This window comes from Pseudomonas sp. (genome assembly GCF_049300855.1).
Classification (GTDB): Bacteria; Pseudomonadota; Gammaproteobacteria; order Pseudomonadales; family Pseudomonadaceae; genus Aquipseudomonas.
Genome location: NZ_JBAQKH010000054.1, coordinates 305,414 through 325,404 on the forward strand (window position 1 = coordinate 305,414; position 19,991 = coordinate 325,404).

The 19,991-nt window shown below is 58.9% G+C and carries 20 protein-coding genes; 11 read left to right on the forward strand and 9 right to left on the reverse strand.

Annotated elements, in window-relative coordinates:
- Positions 1-132: 132 nt before the first annotated feature.
- Positions 133-1,302, reverse strand: a complete 1,170-nt coding sequence (locus WA225_RS26655; protein WP_064116238.1) for an MFS transporter — start codon at positions 1,300-1,302, stop codon at positions 133-135.
- Positions 1,303-1,515: 213 nt separating this feature from the next.
- Between WA225_RS26655 and WA225_RS26660 the strand changes: the two genes are divergently transcribed.
- Both WA225_RS26660 and WA225_RS26665 read left to right on the forward strand, forming a co-directional pair.
- Entirely contained in the window at positions 1,516-2,349 is an 834-nt protein-coding gene (locus WA225_RS26660; protein WP_422610268.1) for an EamA family transporter, read from the forward strand.
- 39 nt (positions 2,350-2,388) lie between these two features.
- A complete protein-coding gene (locus tag WA225_RS26665) occupies positions 2,389-2,772 on the forward strand; it encodes an MAPEG family protein (RefSeq protein WP_242209575.1) in 384 nt (127 codons plus the stop codon).
- A 112-nt stretch (positions 2,773-2,884) separates the two neighbouring features.
- Here WA225_RS26665 and WA225_RS26670 read toward each other — a convergent pair whose 3' ends face one another.
- The gene (locus WA225_RS26670; RefSeq protein ID WP_422610269.1) at positions 2,885-4,069 is read right to left on the reverse strand and encodes a murein transglycosylase A; all 1,185 of its coding nucleotides are present in this window, start codon (positions 4,067-4,069) and stop codon (positions 2,885-2,887) included.
- A 128-nt stretch (positions 4,070-4,197) separates the two neighbouring features.
- Between WA225_RS26670 and WA225_RS26675 the strand changes: the two genes are divergently transcribed.
- A complete protein-coding gene (locus tag WA225_RS26675; protein ID WP_129395868.1) occupies positions 4,198-4,647 on the forward strand; it encodes a c-type cytochrome in 450 nt (149 codons plus the stop codon).
- A gap of 63 nt (positions 4,648-4,710) precedes the next feature.
- Here the strand turns inward: WA225_RS26675 and WA225_RS26680 are convergent, their stop codons facing one another.
- The 4 genes from WA225_RS26680 to WA225_RS26695 all read right to left on the reverse strand — a co-directional run bounded on the left by WA225_RS26680 (position 4,711) and on the right by WA225_RS26695 (position 9,354).
- Entirely contained in the window at positions 4,711-5,115 is a 405-nt protein-coding gene (locus tag WA225_RS26680) for a DUF1090 domain-containing protein (RefSeq protein WP_422610270.1), read from the reverse strand.
- A 97-nt stretch (positions 5,116-5,212) separates the two neighbouring features.
- Positions 5,213-6,889: an NAD-dependent DNA ligase LigB gene (gene ligB / locus WA225_RS26685; RefSeq protein WP_422610271.1), complete on the reverse strand. Its 1,677-nt coding sequence runs from the start codon at positions 6,887-6,889 to the stop codon at positions 5,213-5,215.
- Positions 6,890-7,149: 260 nt separating this feature from the next.
- Positions 7,150-8,340, reverse strand: a complete 1,191-nt coding sequence (gene metK, locus WA225_RS26690) for a methionine adenosyltransferase (protein ID WP_194935207.1) — start codon at positions 8,338-8,340, stop codon at positions 7,150-7,152.
- A gap of 18 nt (positions 8,341-8,358) precedes the next feature.
- The gene (locus WA225_RS26695; protein WP_422610272.1) at positions 8,359-9,354 is read right to left on the reverse strand and encodes an ArsR/SmtB family transcription factor; all 996 of its coding nucleotides are present in this window, start codon (positions 9,352-9,354) and stop codon (positions 8,359-8,361) included.
- 259 nt (positions 9,355-9,613) lie between these two features.
- On the opposite strand from WA225_RS26695, the gene tkt reads away from it, so the two are divergent.
- The 8 genes from tkt to WA225_RS26735 all read left to right on the forward strand — a co-directional run bounded on the left by tkt (position 9,614) and on the right by WA225_RS26735 (position 17,690).
- A complete protein-coding gene (gene tkt / locus WA225_RS26700) occupies positions 9,614-11,611 on the forward strand; it encodes a transketolase (protein WP_397483955.1) in 1,998 nt (665 codons plus the stop codon).
- A 178-nt stretch (positions 11,612-11,789) separates the two neighbouring features.
- Positions 11,790-12,842 (forward strand): erythrose-4-phosphate dehydrogenase, encoded by a 1,053-nt coding sequence (gene epd / locus WA225_RS26705; RefSeq protein WP_422610273.1) that lies wholly within the window; start codon positions 11,790-11,792, stop codon positions 12,840-12,842.
- A 12-nt stretch (positions 12,843-12,854) separates the two neighbouring features.
- Complete coding sequence (locus tag WA225_RS26710; protein WP_422610274.1) at positions 12,855-14,018, forward strand: phosphoglycerate kinase; 1,164 nt, start codon at positions 12,855-12,857, stop codon at positions 14,016-14,018.
- Positions 14,019-14,052: 34 nt separating this feature from the next.
- Positions 14,053-14,274 (forward strand): hypothetical protein, encoded by a 222-nt coding sequence (locus tag WA225_RS26715; protein ID WP_007913756.1) that lies wholly within the window; start codon positions 14,053-14,055, stop codon positions 14,272-14,274.
- Between the two features lie 57 nt (positions 14,275-14,331).
- On the forward strand, positions 14,332-14,664 hold the full coding sequence (locus WA225_RS26720) for an MliC family protein (protein WP_016987235.1): 333 nt from the start codon (positions 14,332-14,334) through the stop codon (positions 14,662-14,664).
- Positions 14,665-14,949: 285 nt separating this feature from the next.
- Positions 14,950-16,014, forward strand: a complete 1,065-nt coding sequence (gene fba, locus WA225_RS26725; RefSeq protein ID WP_008081027.1) for a class II fructose-bisphosphate aldolase — start codon at positions 14,950-14,952, stop codon at positions 16,012-16,014.
- A 157-nt stretch (positions 16,015-16,171) separates the two neighbouring features.
- Entirely contained in the window at positions 16,172-16,423 is a 252-nt protein-coding gene (locus WA225_RS26730; protein ID WP_422610275.1) for a helix-turn-helix transcriptional regulator, read from the forward strand.
- Positions 16,416-17,690, forward strand: a complete 1,275-nt coding sequence (locus WA225_RS26735; protein WP_422610276.1) for a type II toxin-antitoxin system HipA family toxin — start codon at positions 16,416-16,418, stop codon at positions 17,688-17,690. Before WA225_RS26730 ends, WA225_RS26735 begins: the two co-directional genes overlap by 8 nt.
- An 82-nt stretch (positions 17,691-17,772) precedes the next feature.
- On the opposite strand, the gene WA225_RS26740 is transcribed toward WA225_RS26735, so the two are convergent.
- From WA225_RS26740 to WA225_RS26750, 3 genes are all read right to left on the reverse strand, one after another.
- Positions 17,773-18,972 carry a type II toxin-antitoxin system HipA family toxin gene (locus tag WA225_RS26740; protein WP_422610277.1) on the reverse strand — a complete coding sequence of 400 codons (1,200 nt, stop codon included), beginning with the start codon at positions 18,970-18,972 and terminating at the stop codon, positions 17,773-17,775.
- The gene (locus WA225_RS26745) at positions 18,969-19,220 is read right to left on the reverse strand and encodes a helix-turn-helix domain-containing protein (RefSeq protein ID WP_007913766.1); all 252 of its coding nucleotides are present in this window, start codon (positions 19,218-19,220) and stop codon (positions 18,969-18,971) included. Before WA225_RS26745 ends, WA225_RS26740 begins: the two co-directional genes overlap by 4 nt.
- A gap of 102 nt (positions 19,221-19,322) precedes the next feature.
- Positions 19,323-19,685, reverse strand: coding sequence for a DUF6124 family protein (locus WA225_RS26750; protein WP_422610278.1), 363 nt, complete (start codon positions 19,683-19,685; stop codon positions 19,323-19,325).
- Between the last annotated feature and the right edge of the window lie 306 nt (positions 19,686-19,991).

Genomic DNA, 19,991 nt, shown 5'->3' on the forward strand with positions numbered 1-19,991 from the left:
GGGAGAGGGGGAAAGGGAGCAGATCTTCAAGTCTTTCAGGGCCTGAGTTCGGCTCGAAATTTCAGGTCGATGTAACTCGAACATTCAACACGGTCAGTCCCCTCTCCCTCTGGGAGAGGGTTAGGGTGAGGGCTAGCCGGACACATTGACCGCAGCCGCTTCGCGACGTTGCAGATAGATGAAAAACAGCGCCGTCAGCACCGTCAACACGCCGACCAGCGCACCCGTCCACGGCAAATCCGCCAGGTCCGCGCCACTGGCCACGACCAGCCCGCCAATCCACGCACCCGCGGCATTACCGAGGTTGAAAGCGCTCTGGTTCAACGTCGAGCCGAGGTTCGGCGCTTCATGGGCCTGATCGATGATCAGCAGTTGCAGAATCGGGCACAGGGCAAAAGCGAAAATCCCCCACAGCACCAGCGTGATCGCCGCCGGTACGACCGAACGGCTGGTCTGGCTGAACGCTGCCAGAATCACCACCACCGCCAAGGCCACACCGACCAGCGACGGCAGCAAACGGCTATCGGCCAAACGCCCGCCGAGCATGCTGCCACCGGTCAGACCGACGCCGAACAACAGCAGCATCACCGTGACGCCGTGCGGGCTGACGCCGGTGATGTCCTGCAGGATCGGCGCGATGTAGGTGAACACGCTGAACAGGCTGGTCGAGGCCAACACGCTCATGCCCAGCGCCAGCAACACGTTGACCTTGCCCAGCACCTTGAATTCGCTGGCGAGGTTGGCCTTGTCCATCGGGATGTGTTTGGGCAACCACAGCCACTGCGCCAGAGCGGCGATCACACCAATCACCGAGACTGCCCAGAAGGTCGAACGCCAACCGGCGTATTGCCCGAGCGCTGTACCCAATGGCACGCCGAGGACGTTGGCCAAGGTCAGGCCGGTGAACATCATCGCAATCGCCTGCGCGCGTTTGTTCGGCGCGACGAGCCCGGCGGCGACCACCGAGCCAATACCGAAGAACGCACCGTGACACAGCGCTGTGACCACACGAGCGGCCATCAGCGTCGCGTAGTTGGGCGCCAGTGCGCAGAGGATGTTGCCGAGGATGAACATCAGCGTCATGCCCAGCAACGTTGCTTTGCGCGGCATGTTTGCGGTGCCGATCGCCAGGATCGGCGCGCCGAAGACCACGCCCAACGCATAACCGGTGATCAACAGACCAGCGTGGGGAATGCTCACGGCAAGGTCGCGGGCGACGTCGGGCAACAAGCCCATGATGACGAATTCGGTGGTGCCGATGCCGAACGCGGCAACAGCGAGTGCAAGCAAGGCGAGTGGCATGCGCAAGGTCTCTGTCGGTAGTCTTGACGCTTTGATCAGGCATACGCAGGCCGACGACCGATCTCGATGGAGGCCGGTGCAGGCAGCAATTATTGGTTTTTTTTCTGTGCGCAACTGAGTGCGGCGTGGTCGCTTGCAGTATAAACAGCTGCTGACACATCGCGAATCAATAATCTGACTAATTGGCTGGATAACAACAATAAGGAGTGGGACGTGCTGGCGACAGCTTTGGTATTGGTGGCGGCGCTGTTGCACGCGACGTGGAATACATTGATCAAATTCAGCGCCGAACGGCTGCTGGTGGTGGCGTGCATGGACAGCGTGGCGCTGCTGGTCGTCGCCATTGCGTTGCCATTCGTGAGCCTGCCGCCCATGGAAATCTGGCCATGGATACTGGCGTCGGCAGCGTTTGAATTGCTGTATCGCTACCTGCTGATTCAGGCGTATCGGGTTGGCGATCTGGGCTTGGTGTATCCGCTGATGCGCGGTTTGTCGCCGCTGGTCGTGCTGGCGCTGACCCTGATCTTCGCCGGTGAAGTGCTCACCACCCAGCAGATATTCGGCATCATGCTGATTCCGTTGGGCATGGTCTGCTTGCTGTGGCAGGGCGGCGGTGGCAAGCACTTGCCGTGGTCGATGCTGCCGGTGGTGGCGCTGATTGGCCTGTGCATCGGCTGCTACACCTACATCGATGGTCAGGCACTGCGGCGTTGGTCGCACCCGCTCGATTATCTGGTCTGGGTCACGCTGCTCAGCGCCTGGCCATTTCCGCTGTTGGCGTGGGTCGCCAAGCGTCCGGCGTTCATGCTGTTCTGGCGTGAGCAGTGGAGGCTGGGCCTGGCAGTGGGCGTCTGTGTGTTGGCCAGCTACGCTCTGGTGCTATGGGCGATGCAGTTGGGCTCGATTGCCGAAGCGGCGGCGTTGCGCGAGATCAGCGTGATTCTGGTCGTGCTGTTCGGCATGCGCTACCTCAAAGAACCTTTTGGCCGGCCACGGCTCTTAGCCTGTGGGCTGGTGCTGATCGGCATGCTGGTGATGAAGTTCTGATCGCTCGCGAATTCTCTAAATCGAAAAAAGGACGGCGTTATGACGGTGGCTCTGTGGTGTGTGTTGATCGCGATTTTTCTGCCGTATATCTGCACTGGCGTGGCGAAAGCCGTGGGCGGCTACCGGCTGAGTGATAACCACGATCCGCGCGACTTTCTCGAAAGTCTCAACGGTGTGGCGAGACGTGCGCATGCCGCGCAGATGAACAGCTTTGAAGTGACCCCGGCGTTTGCCGCAGCGGTGATCGTTGCGCATTTGGTGGGGACGGCGCAGCTGGTGACGGTGAATGTGCTGGCGGTGATGTTTATCACCAGTCGCCTGCTGTACATCATTTGCTACCTGGCGGACTGGGCGATCTTGCGCTCGCTGGTGTGGTTTGTGGGGATGGGGTTGATTGCTTCGTTCTTCTTTGTCTCTGTTTGATTATCGGTGTTGCTGATGGCCTCATCGCGGGCAAGCCCGCTCCCACAGGGTGATACGTTCCAACTGTGGGAGCGGGCTTGCCCGCGAAGGCGATTGATCAGGCACTGAAGACTTAAGATTTTTCCTTCGGTGTATCAGCCACCTGTGGCACTTGCGGCAACGCCGCGCCTTTTGGCCAAAGCATCCAGATCTGCCCTTGCTGTTTCATGTCCCCGGCCAGTTGCCCGGCGGCATCACCGGTGCCCCAGAACAGATCCGCACGCACCTCGCCGGCAATCGCGCCGCCGGTGTCCTGCGCCGCCACCGGGCGCACCAGTGCCGTGCCATCCGGGCGAGTGGTCGACAGCCACAACAGGCTGCCCAGCGGAATCACCTTGCGATCCACCGCCGCGCTGTAGCCGGCCGTCAACGGTACGTTCAGCGAACCGCGTGGGCCTTCGTTGCTGTCCGGGTTGCGGGTGAAGAACACATAGCTCGGATTGCTGCCGAGCAGTTCCGGAATGCGCGAAGGATTGGCCTTGGCCCAGTTGCTGATCGCGTTCATGGTCACGTCTTCTTTCTTCAGCTCACCTTGCTCGACCAGCCAGCGCCCGATAGGGCGATACGGATGGCCGTTCTGATCGGCGTAAGCGATGCGCAACTGTTTGCCGTCCGGGGTTTGAATTCGCCCGGAACCCTGGATCTGCAAAAACTGCAGATTCATCGGATCGGTCAGGTAGGCAACCACGGGGGCTTTCACGCCTTTGGATTCGATGGTCGCTGCGTCGTCGTAAGGCTTGAGCACGCGACCTTCGAGGCGACCGCGCAGTCGCTTGCCTTTCAGTTCCGGGTAAATGCTGTCCAGCGAGACGATGATCATGTCTTCCGGCACGCCGTACACCGGCACATTGGCCGTGTCGGTCGGCGTCAGACTGCCGGGGTAGACCGGTTCGTAGTAACCGGTGATCAAACCGTTGGGGTTATCGTTCTCGGCGCGCAGGCCGTAGACGTCGAGGTTTTGTTTGAGGAAGGCGCGAATCTCGCCGGCACTTTGCGGGACGTTTGCCGCGGCGGCGCAGGTGGTGCCCCAGACTGCATCAGCCTTGAGCCGGATACAGGCGCTGCGCCACGATCCGAAGCCGGCGACCAGATCGCTGTCGGACACGGCCGGCAGTGCTTCCCAGGTGGCGCTGGAATAGGTGGCCAGCGCGTGGGTTTTTGGCTTGGCGTTGTCACCGCCGGTGCAGCCGGCGAGAATTGCCAGCAGTGGCAGGGTTGCGATCAGCGGGTGACGCCAGGCCTTGAAACGGCTGTTCATGGAGTGATTCCTGTGCCGGTTGCCCGCGTGCTCCATGCGCTCGGACAACCCGTATTTTTAATAGGGCTATTGGTGTTTGACGGTGACGCGAGGATACTGGCCGCCGAATTCCGTGACCTGAGGCCACCATGACTCTTAAAAGAATTTCTGTTGTATTGCTGGCCTGTCTGACCCTTTCCGCCTGCGGCGGTGTCGACCCCAATTCCCCGCTGGGCCAACGCAAGGCGATCTTCAAGCAGATGCTCAAGACCGGCGAAGACCTGGGCGGTATGTTGCGTGGACGCATTCCGTTCGACGGGCCGAAGTTCGCCGAAGGCGCGGTCAAACTCGATGCGTTGTCCCATGAACCGTGGAAGCATTTCCCGCAGGTTCGCGAAGAAGATCACACCAGCGCCAAGGATGATGTCTGGAAGCAGCAGGCGCGTTTTCAGGAAATGGCCCGCAACCTTGAAGCGGCCACCGGTGAGTTGGTGATCGCCAGTCAGGTTCAGCCGTACAAAGCCAGCAACCTGGGGCCCGCGGTGCAGAAAGTTGAAGATGCCTGCACTGCTTGCCATAAACAGTTTCGCGATCATTGATGCTTGAATCTGCCGAGTAACTTGTGGTGAGGGATAAGTCCCCTCACCACAGTAATCCGCCGATTACTTATCGTTTTCGTCCAGCGCGTCCAGCGCTTCCTGCAACTCTTTGCGCGACTCGGCGAGCTTGTCTTTGCGCTTGTTGATCTTCTCCGGATCGCCTTTCTTCATGGCCTTGTCGAGATCAGCCTGACGCTCCTTCACTTCGTGCTTGGCTTCGAGCACCTTGTTTTCGCGTTCTTTCTTCAGGCCGGCATCGGTGCAGTGCTCGGTCACTTCACGCAAGGCAGTTTCCAGCCCGGCCTGCTGATCGGCATTGCCGCGCGTTTTGGCCTGTTCGATCTGGTTCATGATGCCCTGCTTTTTCGCAGCGCAACCGGTCAGCCCCGGGGCGTCTTCGTCGGCCATTACGGGCGCGGCCATCATGCCGCAGAGGGTGAGCATGGCGAACGGTGCAAGAAATTTCATAAAAGCTCCATGTGCAAAGGCAATCGGGTCGGTCAGGCACTGCGCTGTTGGAGCGCCTCGGCAGCCGATGGGTTCCCGGCGCGCCGGGATTGCGTAGTCAAAAACCGTCGATTCCGGCGGCACGTAAGGTTTCGCTCAAGGCCAGTACCTGCGGGTCGCGAAAGAATGCGCTTAATTGCGTTGCGCGTCCCGGGCCGATACCGGCTTCTGCCTGCCATTGTTCGGTGGTGCGTTGTGCCACCGCCTGCCACGAAGCAGGCAGTTGGGCCTGACCGGTTGGCGGCAGGCCCAAGGCCTTGAGCCATTGGGCGAACGGCCGCTGGCGCGCACTGTGAAAACTGTTCATCAGGCGTTCGCTGCTGCGCTCGCCGAAGCCGGCAATGTTAGCAAGCTCTGGCGCGTCGAGGGTCAACCAATCCAGCAGGTTGTTTACGCGGCGTGTTTCGAGAAGTTTCTCCCAGGTGCCACGACCGACATGTTGCATCGCCAAACCCTGTTTGCCACTGAGCCAGGTCAGGCGCGCGAGAAACTGGCTCTCGCAGCCGGCGGTGGGTTGCCAGCAACTCAAGGTGTGGAAGTCTTCGGCCTTGGGAATATTGATGTCTGCCCGTTCGCGGGTGCGCAGCACAACACTGTCGAGCCGTGGAATGGTCAGGCCGGCGAGGCTGATCGCGATCTGATCACCGGGACGAATATCCAGCGTTTGCCAACGTTTCAACGAGCTGGCGCTGACCCGTTTGATTTCTCGGTCATCGAGCATGACCGGGATCAACTCGATCACCGGTGTGATGCGGCCGGTGCGACCAGTCTTGAAGTTGACCTTGCGCACTTGCGCCAACGCTTGTGCAAACGGGTATTTCCAGGCGACCGCCCAGTACGGGGCGCGCGCCTGCCAACGTTCGGCGGGTGGGCGCTGGCTCTGGCGCAAAACCACGCCATCGGTGGCAAACGGCAGGGGCGATTGATACCAGTGCTCGCGCCACTTCTGCGCCTCTGCGAAGTCGCTGACGGGGTGGCTGTACGGCCCAATTGTGGCGAAACCCAGTGCCGCCAATCTGGCGATTCGCTCGGGCAATTCCGAAGATGCTTGCGGCCAGTCCCAAACGAACAGACCGATGCCTGCGGCGTGTTCGGCCTCAAGCGATTTTCGTCCCATCAGACCTGCCACGGTGGCGCGGGCGTTGACGCTCCCCGCTCGGGCTTGCACGTGTTCGCTCAAGCGCCAGTAGAGTTCGCCTTGCACCAGCAGATCCACAGGTTGTGAAAGGCGTTGAGGAATGGCGCCGATCTTCTGCGCCGCCAGTGTCCAGTCCTGACCACGAATCCCGTCACCACGACTGATGGCCTGATGCAGAACGCCTGCACGATAAATCAGTGTTACCGCGACGCCGTCGACTTTGGGTTGTACCCAGACATCCTGGCGGTCGCGCAGCCACGCTTGCACAGCCCCGGCTTTATGCAGTTTATCCAGGCCGGTATGGGCGATGGGGTGGGCGATCGAGCCTGAGGCTGTGCGTAAGGGCGCGGGTGGCGAGGGGAGTTTGAAGCACTCTCGCCATTCGTTCAGGCGTGTGCGCGATTGATCGTAGAGCTCATCGGCAATCAGTGAACGACCTTCGCGGTGATAGGCGTCGTCCCATTGGTCGATCTGTTTTTGCAGGGTGGCGATTTCGTTTTTTGCTTGAGTGGTCGGCCATTTCGGGCAGTCGGCGTGGACGTTGAGGGCCGTACAGGCGATGAGGAAAACCAATAACAGGCGCAGCGTGGCAAGCATCGTGAGCGTCCTTGCTCAGGGGGAATACTTGAAGGTTAGGCGAAGATATTTACTCCGCCGGATGGGTGTTTTGCGGCTTGTTTCTGTGCAGTGAAAACAGCCCCTCACCCTAACCCTCTCCCCGGGGGAGAGGGGACTGACCGAGTGGTTTGTTGGATGTGCATCGACCTGAACGTTCTGAGTTGAATTCTCGGTTTCAGGCATGAAAAAGCCCCGCACGGCGCGAACCGTGCGGGGCTTTTTGTGCCGCCGGGAAGGTCTTACAGACCAGCAGCGGAACGCAGAGCGTCGGCGCGGTCGGTTTTTTCCCAGGTGAACGTGGTGAAGGTGTCTTCGCCAACGGTCTTGGTCTCTGGCGCGCGACCGAAGTGGCCGTACGCTGCAGTTTCCTGGTACATCGGGTGCAGCAGATCGAGCATGGTGGTGATTGCGTATGGACGCAGGTCGAACACTTCACGTACCAGTTTGACGATCTTGTCATCGCTGATCTTGCCGGTGCCGAAGGTGTTCAGCGAGATCGAAGTAGGCTGAGCCACACCGATCGCGTAGGAAACCTGAATCTCGCAACGCTCGGCCAGGCCGGCTGCGACGATATTCTTGGCAACATAACGGCCAGCGTAGGCAGCCGAACGGTCAACCTTCGATGGATCTTTACCGGAGAACGCGCCACCGCCGTGGCGGGCCATGCCGCCGTAGCTGTCGACGATGATCTTGCGACCGGTCAGACCGCAGTCACCTACCGGGCCGCCAATGATGAACTGGCCGGTCGGGTTGATGTGGAACTGGGTGTCCTTGCTCAGCAGTTCGGCAGGCAGCACGTGCTTGACGATCAGCTCCATCACGCCTTCGCGCAGGTCTTTGTACGACACTTCAGGGTTGTGCTGGGTCGACAGAACAACCGCGTCGATACCGACAACCTTGCCGCCTTCGTAACGGCAAGTCACTTGCGACTTGGCGTCCGGACGCAGCCAAGGCAGCAGGCCCGATTTACGGGCTTCGGCCTGGCGCTGTACCAACTGGTGCGAGAAGGTGATCGGCGCTGGCATCAAAACGTCGGTTTCGTTGCTGGCGTAGCCGAACATCAGGCCCTGGTCGCCGGCGCCCTGATCTTCAGGCTTGGCACGGTCAACACCCTGGTTGATGTCCGGGGACTGCTTGCCGATGATGTTCATCACGCCGCAGGTCGCGCCGTCGAAGCCGACTTCGGAGCTGGTGTAGCCGATGTCGCAAATCACGTCACGAACGATCTGCTCCAGATCGACCCAGGCGCTGGTGGTCACTTCACCGGCAACGATGGCCACGCCGGTCTTGACCAGGGTTTCCACAGCCACGCGTGCGTGTTTGTCCTGGGCAATAATGGCGTCCAGCACCGCATCGGAAATCTGGTCGGCGATTTTGTCCGGATGTCCTTCAGACACGGACTCGGAGGTGAAGAGGGAGTATTCGCTCATCTCGATGTTTTCCTGAATTTACCGATGGTGAGTGTCGCCAGCCGGTCGCTGAAAGTGGCGAACCTGGATCTGGAAACCATTACGTAAGCCTACATAGAGGCTTTCCCCGGGAACGAGTCCCGCAGCGGTGGCCCAACGGGCCAAATCGTCCTGTTCAAACCCCAACCACAGATCACCGCAGGCCTCCCTGGCCCAACTCTGGTTGTGGCTACATAACTCTGTCACGAGCAGGCTACCGCCCGGTTGCAGCAGGTCGGCCATGTGCTTGAGCGCATCGGCCGGCGCGGCGAAATGGTGCAACACCATGTTCAGCACCACGCAATCGGCCTGAAGGCTTGTGCCGTTCAATGCATCGGCCAATTGCAGGCTGACGTTAGCCAGCTGTTCACGTTCACATACCTGACGCGCCAGTTCGAGCATCGCCGGGCTGTTGTCCAGCGCGGTTACGGTGCCGAAGCGGCGCGCCAGTTCCGGCAGAAAAGCACCATCGCCGGGGCCGACTTCAATGGCCGTGGCTGCACCATTGAAGTTCAGTTTGTCGAGCAGGGCCAGCACGCTTTCGCGGTACTGCGGCAGGCCTGCAATCAAATCCTGCTGGGCACGAAACTTCTCCGCGACCCTGGCGAAAAAATCCTGACTGGCCGCCGCGCGTTGGCCGTGCACCTGTTCAATGCGCGCCTGCACATCGTCAGGCAGCGCCAGGTTGTCGACTTCTTCTAACAATGCCGCGTGCAACTTGCCGCCGAGCAGTTCGGTGTGGGGCAGGGCGCGGCGATAGAAAATTGCATTGCCTTCGCGGCGGGTCGCCACCAGGTCGGCTTGTGCCAGTACCTTGAGGTGATGACTCATGCCGGACTGGCCAATGCCGAAGATCTGCGCCAGTTCCAGTACGCCAAACGAATCGTTGGCCAGCGCGCGCAATACATTCAGGCGCAGCGGATCGCCGCCGGCCTTGCACAGGGCCGCCAGCTCGTCGCAATCGTCATGGCGAATGGAGGGCACGCGTAAGTTCATAGGGCTGGCAGTCTAGAGAGGGGGGCAATTCATCGCAAGGGCAATATCAAAAAGTTTTGATATTGCTCGATAAATGGCACTTCTCCCGAAACGGTTAACTCTACAAACGAGCAGCGGAAAGGATTCACCAACGGAAACCGCCGCTAACCATGGGAAAAACGTCCGTGGATGACTATCTGTCATTGCCCCGAGGCGCTCCGGTGAGGGAAAATGCCCTCCTTTTTTCCGTTTCAATCTATTCACACCCAGGAGATCAGCGATGCCTAGCCGTCGTGAGCGTGCCAACGCCATTCGTGCCCTCAGCATGGATGCCGTGCAAAAAGCCAACAGCGGCCATCCCGGTGCCCCAATGGGTATGGCAGATATTGCCGAAGTGCTTTGGCGCGACTACCTCAAGCACAACCCGAGCAATCCATCGTTCGCCGACCGTGACCGCTTCGTGCTGTCCAACGGCCACGGCTCGATGTTGATCTACTCGCTGCTGCACCTGACCGGTTATGACCTGTCGATCGAAGACCTCAAGCAGTTCCGTCAACTGCACAGCCGCACTCCGGGCCACCCGGAATTCGGTTACACCCCGGGCGTTGAAACCACCACCGGCCCACTGGGTCAGGGCCTGGCCAACGCGGTAGGTTTTGCTCTGGCTGAAAAAGTCCTGGGCGCGCAGTTCAACCGTCCTGGCCACGACATCGTCGATCACCACACCTACGTGTTCCTGGGTGATGGCTGCATGATGGAAGGCATTTCCCATGAAGTCGCTTCCCTGGCCGGTACTTTGGGTCTGGGCAAGCTGATCGCTTTCTACGATGACAACGGCATCTCCATCGACGGCGAAGTCGAAGGCTGGTTCACCGATGACACGCCGAAGCGTTTCGAAGCCTACAACTGGCAAGTGATCCGCAACGTTGACGGTCACGATCCGGAAGAGATCAAGACCGCTATCGAAACCGCGCGCAAGAGCCCGCTGCCGACGCTGATCTGCTGCAAGACCACTATTGGTTTCGGCTCGCCGAACAAGCAGGGCAAAGAAGACTGCCACGGCGCTCCACTGGGTGACGCGGAAATCGCTCTGACCCGCAAGGCGCTGAACTGGAACTACGGCCCGTTCGAAATCCCGGCCGACATCTATGCCGAGTGGGATGCCAAAGAAAAAGGTCGCGCCGCTGAAGCCGAATGGGATCAGCGTTTCGCTGCCTACTCCGCTGCGTTCCCGACCGAAGCCAACGAACTGGTACGTCGCCTGAGCGGCGAACTGCCGGCCGACTTCTCGGAAAAAGCTTCGGCTTACATCGCTGAAGTCGCGGCCAAAGGCGAAACCATCGCCAGCCGTAAAGCCAGCCAGAACACCCTGAACGCGTTCGGCCCGCTGCTGCCGGAACTGCTCGGCGGTTCCGCTGACCTCGCCGGCTCCAACCTGACCCTGTGGAAAGGTTGCAAAGGCGTCAGCGCTGAAGATGCCAGCGGCAACTACATGTACTACGGCGTGCGCGAATTCGGCATGACCGCAATCATGAACGGCGTAACCCTGCACGGCGGCCTGGTGCCTTACGGCGCGACCTTCCTGATGTTCATGGAATACGCCCGTAACGCCGTGCGCATGTCGGCGCTGATGAAGAAGCAGGTCATCCACGTCTACACCCACGACTCCATCGGTCTGGGCGAAGACGGCCCGACGCACCAGCCGATCGAGCAACTGACCAGCCTGCGTACCACGCCGAACCTCGACACCTGGCGTCCAGCCGATGCCGTTGAATCGGCCGTGGCCTGGAAAAACGCTCTGGAGCGCAAGGACGGCCCATCGGCGCTGATCTTCTCGCGTCAGAACCTGCAACATCAGGAACGCGATGCCGGCCAGATTGCCGACATCAGCCGTGGCGGTTACGTGCTCAAGGACTGCGCAGGCGAGCCTGAGCTGATCCTGATTTCGACCGGTTCGGAAGTCGGTCTGGCGGTTCAGGCTTACGACAAGCTGACCGAGCAGGGCCGCAAGGTGCGTGTGGTTTCGATGCCGTGCACCAGCGTGTTCGATGCTCAGGACGCTGGCTACAAGCAAGCGGTGCTGCCGTTGCAAGTCAGCGCACGTATCGCCATTGAAGCAGCTCACGCTGACTTCTGGTTCAAGTACGTGGGTCTGGAAGGTCGCGTGATCGGCATGACCACTTACGGCGAATCGGCTCCGGCTTCGGCACTGTTCGAAGAGTTCGGCTTCACCCTGGAAAACATCCTGGGTCAGGCGGAAGAACTGCTGGAAGACTAAGGCACAGCGCGGTGGCCTCAGGGTCACCGCAATCCCTGTGGGAGCTGGCTTGCCAGCGATAGCGTCCGTTCATTCAGCATATATGTTGAAGCGAATGGCCCTATCGCTGGCAAGCCAGCTCCCACAAGGGTTGTGTTGCAACAAACATTACGTCTGCCTGCGTACTATCGAGAACCCCATGCCTCAACCGCGTCCTTACAAAGTTGCACTCAACGGCTACGGCCGGATTGGTCGTTGCGTCTTGCGTGCGTTGTTTGAGCGAGGCGAGAAAGCCGGGTTTGAAATTGTCGCGATCAACGATCTGGCGGACATGGCCAGCATCGAATACCTGACACGCTTCGACTCCACCCACGGGCGCTTTCCCGGCGAGGTGCGTGTCGACGGCGATTGTCTGCATATTAATGGCGATTGCGTGAAGGTCCTGCGCAGCGCCACCCCCGAAGGCATCGATTGGGCGTCACTGGGCGTCGATCTGGTGCTGGAATGTTCCGGCGCTTACCACACCCGTGCCGACGGCCAGCGCTTTCTCGACGCCGGCGCGCCACGGGTGTTGTTCTCGCAGCCGATGGCCAGCGAGGCGGATGTCGACGCGACCATCGTTTACGGCGTCAATCAGGATTGCCTGACCGGCGACGAACTGCTGGTGTCCAACGCCTCCTGCACCACCAACTGCGGCGTGCCGTTGTTGCGCCTGCTCGACAAGGCGATCGGCCTGGATTACGTGTCGATCACCACGATTCACTCGGCGATGAACGATCAGCCGGTGATCGATGCCTATCACCACGAAGACCTGCGCCGCACCCGTTCGGCGTTCCAGTCGGTGATCCCGGTGTCCACTGGTCTGGCGCGCGGTATCGAGCGTCTGCTGCCGGAACTTGCCGGGCGAATTCAGGCCAAAGCCGTACGCGTGCCGACGGTCAACGTGTCCTGCCTCGACATCACGATGCAGACCGCGACCGCGACCGACGCCAATGAGGTCAACCGGATCCTGCGCGAGGCCGCCACCAGTGGCCCGCTCAAAGGCTTGCTCGCCTACACCGAGCTGCCGCACGCCAGTTGTGATTTCAACCATGACCCACATTCGGCCATCGTCGATGCCAGTCAGACCCGTGTTTCCGGCCCCAAACTGGTAAACATCCTGGCCTGGTTCGACAACGAGTGGGGTTTTGCCAACCGAATGCTGGACGTTGCAGAACACTATCTGCAAACAGCAACTTCAAAAAAACCGTAGGAAGTGCGACCCATGACCGTGTTGAAGATGTCCGACCTCGATCTGCAAGGTAAGCGCGTATTGATCCGCGAAGACCTCAACGTCCCAGTCAAGGACGGTGTCGTCACCAGCGATGCGCGTATCCTGGCTTCGCTGCCGACCATCAAGCTGGCCCTGGAAAAAGGCGCGGCGGTGATGGTCTGCTCGCACCTTGGCCGTCCGACCGAAGGCGAGTTCTCCGCCGAGAACAGCCTCAAGCCAGTCGCTGACTACCTGAGCAAGGCGCTTGGCCGTGAAGTGCCGCTGGTGGCTGATTACCTCGGCGGCGTTGACGTCAAGGCCGGCGACATCGTGCTGTTCGAAAACGTACGCTTCAACAAGGGCGAGAAAAAGAACGCTGACGAACTGGCCCAGCAATACGCCGCCCTGTGCGACGTGTTCGTGATGGACGCTTTCGGCACTGCTCACCGCGCTGAAGGTTCGACGCATGGTGTCGCCAAGTTCGCCAAAGTCGCCGCTGCTGGTCCATTGCTGGCTGCTGAACTGGATGCACTGGGCAAAGCTCTGGGCGCCCCGGCTCAGCCAATGGCGGCCATCGTTGCCGGCTCCAAGGTGTCGACCAAACTCGACGTGCTGAACAGCCTGAGCCAGATCTGCGATCAACTGATCGTCGGCGGCGGCATCGCCAACACGTTCCTCGCGGCGGCCGGTCACCCGGTTGGCAAATCCCTTTACGAGCCAGATTTGCTCGACACCGCACGCACCATCGCCGCCAAGGTCAGCGTGCCATTGCCGGTTGACGTGGTGGTTGCCAAAGAATTCGCCGAAACCGCAGAAGCCACCGTCAAGCTGATCGCTGACGTTGCGGCTGACGACATGATTCTGGACATCGGCCCGCAAACCGCAGCCAACTTCGCCGAACTGCTGAAATCGTCGAAAACCATTCTGTGGAACGGCCCGGTCGGCGTGTTCGAATTCGACCAGTTCGGCAACGGCACCAAAGTGCTGGCCCAGGCCATCGCTGAAAGCTCGGCGTTCTCCATCGCTGGCGGTGGCGACACCTTGGCCGCGATCGATAAATATGGCGTGGCTGAGCAAATCTCCTACATTTCCACCGGTGGTGGCGCGTTCCTCGAATTCGTCGAGGGCAAAGTGCTGCCAGCCGTTGAAGTCCTGGAAAGCCGGGCCAAGGCCTGAGGCCGCCCGTTTGGCCAGGCAAAGGAGTGTTTACATGGTCAAGTCGTTAGCACTGTTGTTGCTGACCGGTACGCTGGCGGCCTGCGGGAGTAACCCGAAGGCCGAAGCCACGCCGGCGCCGAGCGAGTCGCAGAAGGGCTGCTATCAGGCCGACTGGCAGGCCGAAACCAACCCGGTGCTGAACAAGCGCTCGGGCCCGGATGGTCTGGACAAATACGAGACGCAAACCCCGGCCAAGGAACATGGTTGTCCTTGACGGGTCTGACTCTTTAACTCAGGGCTGGCGGCGTGTGCCGTCAGTCGAGGAACACGGATGAAAGGCTTGATCGCCATTGCGGCGTTGGCATTGTTGGGCGGTTGCGCGCAGTTGAACCTGTTTCAGTCCTCCGCCCCGGCGGATAACTGGACGACCTGGACCTGCGACAGCCAAGCCAAAGTGCTGTGGCGCTACGCCGATGCCGGCCAGAAGGAAGTCGACGTTCGACTGGGTGGCGGTGATCAGGTCTATCGCCTGAAAGAAGAGCCGGGCGCCTCGGGCACGCTGTACAGCGACGGCATGCTGGCGTTTCACGTCAAGGGTGAGGAAGGCCTGGTGTACTGGGTCGCCACCAATGACCTGATCGGCCGCGGCTGCAAAGCGCAGTAATTGACACGACACAGATCCAATGTGGAAACCGATCCAACTGTGGGAGCGAGCTTGCTCGCGAAAGCAGTGGATCAGCTTGCATCAATGTTGGCTGTTGAAATGCATTCGTCGGATCGCCGCCCGGAGCAAGCTCGCTCCCACAGGGGTTCTGTGTAGCTCTCAGGATTTTGCTTTATCGAATCACCAGACCGGGCCTCAACCCCCGATCTGCAATCACTTGAATAGCCGCCGCCGCTCCGGCAGGCTGGCACGATTAACGACCCTCAACCGGGAGAGACACACACAATGGCACTTATCAGCATGCGCCAGATGTTGGACCACGCAGCCGAGTTCGGCTACGGCGTTCCAGCTTTCAACGTCAACAACCTTGAGCAGATGCGCGCCATCATGGAAGCCGCTGACAAGACTGACTCCCCGGTGATCGTCCAGGCTTCGGCCGGCGCTCGCAAATACGCCGGCGCGCCTTTCCTGCGTCACCTGATCCTCGCCGCGATCGAAGAATTCCCGCACATCCCGGTGTGCATGCACCAGGACCACGGCACCAGCCCTGACGTCTGCCAGCGCTCGATCCAACTGGGCTTCAGCTCGGTAATGATGGACGGCTCGCTGGGCGAAGACGGCAAGACCCCGACCGACTACGACTACAACGTCCGCGTTACCCAACAAACCGTGGCCATGGCGCACGCCTGCGGCGTTTCGGTAGAAGGCGAGCTGGGCTGCCTGGGTTCGCTGGAAACCGGTATGGCCGGTGAAGAAGACGGCATCGGCGCCGAAGGCGTTCTGGATCACAGCCAAATGCTGACCGACCCGGAAGAAGCCGCTGACTTCGTCAAGCGCACCCAGGTCGATGCCCTGGCCATCGCCATCGGCACCAGCCACGGCGCCTACAAGTTCACCAAGCCACCTACCGGCGACGTGCTGGCGATCGACCGCATCAAGGAAATCCACAAACGCATCCCGAACACCCACCTGGTGATGCACGGTTCGTCCTCGGTGCCACAAGAGTGGCTGGCGATCATCAACCAGTACGGCGGCGACATCAAAGAAACCTACGGCGTACCGGTTGAAGAAATCGTCGAAGGCATCAAGCACGGCGTGCGCAAAGTCAACATCGACACTGACCTGCGCCTGGCGTCCACCGGTGCGATGCGTCGCCTGATGGCCACCAACCCGAGCGAATTCGACCCGCGTAAATTCTTCGGCGCGACTGTGACGGCGATGCGTGATGTGTGTATCGCTCGTTATGAAGCGTTTGGTACTGCCGGTAATGCTTCGAAGATCAAGCCGATCTCGCTGGAAGCGATGTATCAGCGTTATCTGAAGGGTGAGTTGAACGCCAAGGTTAACTAAGCCTGAGCGTTAGACTGCTTTAAAAGAAACCCGCCGTGAGGCGGGTTTTTTGTGGGTGAAATGTTTGGTAGCGATACTTGGAAATCCGCACTTGAAATGTCACCTATAGTGAACTTTAATAATTTTTATCAGCTTAAAGTCCGGTATAGGTGACATTTTGATCCTGAACAATCCTGCGATTTTCGCCGAACGCATTCGTCAGCTGCGCAAAGCCAAGGGCTATAGCCAGCTAATGCTGGCGCACAAGGCCAAATGCAGTCGCAAGACCATCATCGATCTTGAGGCCGGTGAAAACGTCGCTTTTTATACCGTGTACCGGGTGATTGCCGCGTTGGGCATGGCGCTCGAAATTGTCGACAACCGAATCGATCTCAAGTCGCTTGCCGATCTGGTAGAGCATGATGAATAAGGTCAAACGACTCAAAGTCATGACGCCGCAAGGCTGCGCGGGCGAGCTATCCAAAGGTTCGCAGTTCTCGTTTGCCTACCAGGCGGCAGAAGCGTCTCGGGAAGTCTCGTTGGTCATGCCTTATGACCCGACACCCGCGGTGAGCAATGTGTTGCACCCGATCTTCGATATGAATGTGCCGGAAGGTTTTCTGGCCGATCAGATCAAACGCCGGATGGCCAAGCATATGCAGGTCGATGAAATGCGCCTGCTATCGGTCATTGGCGGTAATCAGATTGGGCGCCTTACTTATGAAAATCCGACTGAGCCCCCTACCGCTGTGCGCGCGCAGGTCGGTCTGCAAGACATTCTGTCTGCCGACGCCTCTCAGGGTGTTTTCAACTTTCTGGTTGAAACCTACTTCGAGTCGGGTATTTCCGGAGTGCAGCCCAAGGTACTAGTGCCTGACCTGGACAAACTCACCGGTAGCCGAAAAACAATGCTCAGCTCCGATCTTATCGTCAAATCAGGCGCCGAGGAGTATGAGCACTTGGCCCAGAACGAGTTTCTGTGTCTGGAGGCGGCGAGGCTGGCAGGATTGGAAACGCCACCGTTCTGGCTTTCTGAAAACGGTCAGCTTTTCGTCATGGAGCGATTTGACCTGACTTCTTCAGGTCGGCTCGGGTTTGAAGACATGGCGGTGCTGTTGGGCCTGAACAAAGATCCGCACGACAATTACAAGTATTCGCAAAGCTATGAAACCCTCGCGGCTGTCATCCGCCAGGTATGTCGCCATGCCGATCCGATTCGGGAGCTGGAGCGATACTTTTCCTCTGTTTGCCTTTCGGTGATGGTGCGTAATGGCGATGCACATTTGAAGAACTTCGGCGTTATATACACGCAGCCTGCGGCTCCAGAAACTGTGCAGTTGGCCCCGATATACGATGTTACGACCACCACGGTCTATGAAAACTACAACCCGAAGTCCGGGCGGTCACTGGTTGACCGTACCCTGGCAATCAAAATGAATAAAACCAAAGACTACCCGGATCGCCAGCAACTGATTGAGTTCGGGCGCAAACACTGCGCGGTGGATAGGCCGGCATTGATCATTGATCGGATAGCTGAGGCAATGAGTCAGGCAATGACTGCTCATCGGTCGCGAGTGGATGCTGAATTGTTTGTGGGGATGCAACGCGAATGGGATGCCGGGCGTACAGTTGCCTTGAATAATTCGGTTGGATCGGGGTTGAAGCGTAAGCCTATATTGGGTGATGGCAAAGTTTAGCCAAGCTTTAGCGCTATGCTGCTGTTCAAGAACCCGCCGCGAGGCGGTTTTTTTGTGGGCGGGATTTCTCAAGGTAACGAAGTTATCTAAAAGTCAGAGAAAATGGCGCTGCCGCGTGCTCAATGGCGTTGACCACATGAGGCGCCTGTTCGCGATATTGAGGATAGCGCTCAAGCACGGTTTCAACCGAGGCTAGCAGATGCTGAATGCGCTCTTTGGGTTGGTCGATTTCACAGGTGTGAGCGAACTCCAGGAGTCCTTGTCGTGAGGCGAACATTGACTTGTTGCCCGCCAGATCCAATGCCAAAACATCTTCTGGAATATAGGCCGTGGTGTTGACGATGTCGTAAGCCGGCGCCAGATGCGCATCGCGTTGCGTGGGTTCTGAATAGAGCAATCCGAAATTTTTCAAATGAGCGTCGCCGTTTCCGACGATGCAGCTCAGGGCGACGCTATCGAAGAGTTGATCAAGCGACGTACGCAAGTGTCTCACCGGGCAAAACACTCGGACAGCCTTGGCGATTGCCGCATAACTTTTGCTGTACTTCTGATTAGCCGACAGCCCCATCAGCACGGCCATGTCTTCAAACCCAATGGGGTTGAGCTGGTCGTCGCGGTCAAATCGACGCATGACAAACAGTTTGGCGTTGTCGGAAAGGTAAAACGGTGGAACGGGAATACCCGCCTCTTTCGCCATGGACATGCAAAGGAATTCGTTGATCGCCAGGCCCGGAAGTTCGTCTCTGCCACTCTTGATGATCAGATCCGAGGTTTTGGATGTCACTCTCGGCAATTCTATTTCTTGCCGCTCCGGCACCAGCAACTTGGGTTGAACACCTGAAATGCCCGCACGCAGGATGTAGCGATCAAGCATGTCGGCGAAGATATCTTCCGTACCGTCCCACGTGAGAATCTCTTCGAGTTTTTCTCCCGGAAATTCTTGCGCCTGCAACAATGCATCAACGGTTTCAGAGCGTACATGAACCCTGCCAATCGGCGATGTACTGCCGGAAAGCGCCAGTAGGAGCATCGGGTCGACGTTCACAGTCTTGGCCAAGCGGTTGCGCAACTGCTCCAATACATAGCCTTCTGGCAGGTTCATCTGAAAAACAGGGTGCAGCTCGCGCCGACGAAAGTCGTCATGTCGTACAGGCATCGAGAGGCTGATCGCCATTTGTGGCGATGCATCTTCGTGATAACGGAAAGTGAAATCCTCGGCATCGCTGAACAGTCTGCCGCTATTACCCTCAGGGGTACTGACTTGAAGAGAGGACATTTTCATTCGAATAAATCTCCAAGCTCTTCAAGGGTTGGCATCGTTGCTGGAACCACCGAGAGTTCGCAGTCCAGCGCAGCTAAAACCCGCGCGTAAGCGATCATGCCGACAGAAAGGGTGCCTTTCTCCACTGCGATGACTTTGTATCGCGTCAGTCCCGCCAGATCGGCAAGCTGCGCCTGCGTCAGGCCACGATTTATACGTTTTTCACGTAATTGAATGCCGAGACGGGTAATTAAAAGAGAGTAATCCATGTTGCGCTACCGTCACATTTTGATGTCAATGTAGCGTATACGGAACATTTAATCTATTTGGCTCAAGAAGCCCGCCGTGATGCGGGCTTTTTTTGTGGACGACTATTCCTTCAGTTCAACGTGATCCAGCGCCTGATTCACCGCCAGTTCACCGAGCATGACCACTTGCGCGATGCCTAGCGCGGTCTTGCGGTGTGAGGTGTCGAGCATGGCGGCGAAGTTGTTGAGCATTTCGCTGGCTGAACCCAGGGTTTCGCTGGCGTTGGCCAGCAGGGATTCGGTGTTGTACTTCGGGTTGGCGAGGTACATGGGCTCCGGTTTATGCGTGCTGGCCATGATGAAGGCGGACGGTTTTAGGTAGTGGTCGAGGGCGCGCTCGGCGGCGTCGTTGAGTTTTTTTGAATCGAGGGATTCGTAGGGGGATGCGGGATTTGTTTCTGGCGGGTGTGGCGTTGATTTGATCATGTTTCGTCTCCGGTAAATGGAGCCGACACCGGATCGCTACTAAACGAAGAGGGTGGCAGCTGAACGCAGGTTAGTAGACCGGGGAGACGCGACCGGCGCACCCGAAGGCGCCCTGCGTACAGCTACCATCAAGTGCAGGCTTAGAAATACCTGACTGAACGGATGCTCATACGCTTCGCGTAACCTCGGGCTACTAAACCCGATCACTGGAAATCAGTGACACGAATCAAGTTACCGATGGCCCGCCAGGCGCACAAGCCGGCGGATTCTGGCGTAGTGGTAGGCAACGACGCAAGGTGTTGTAGG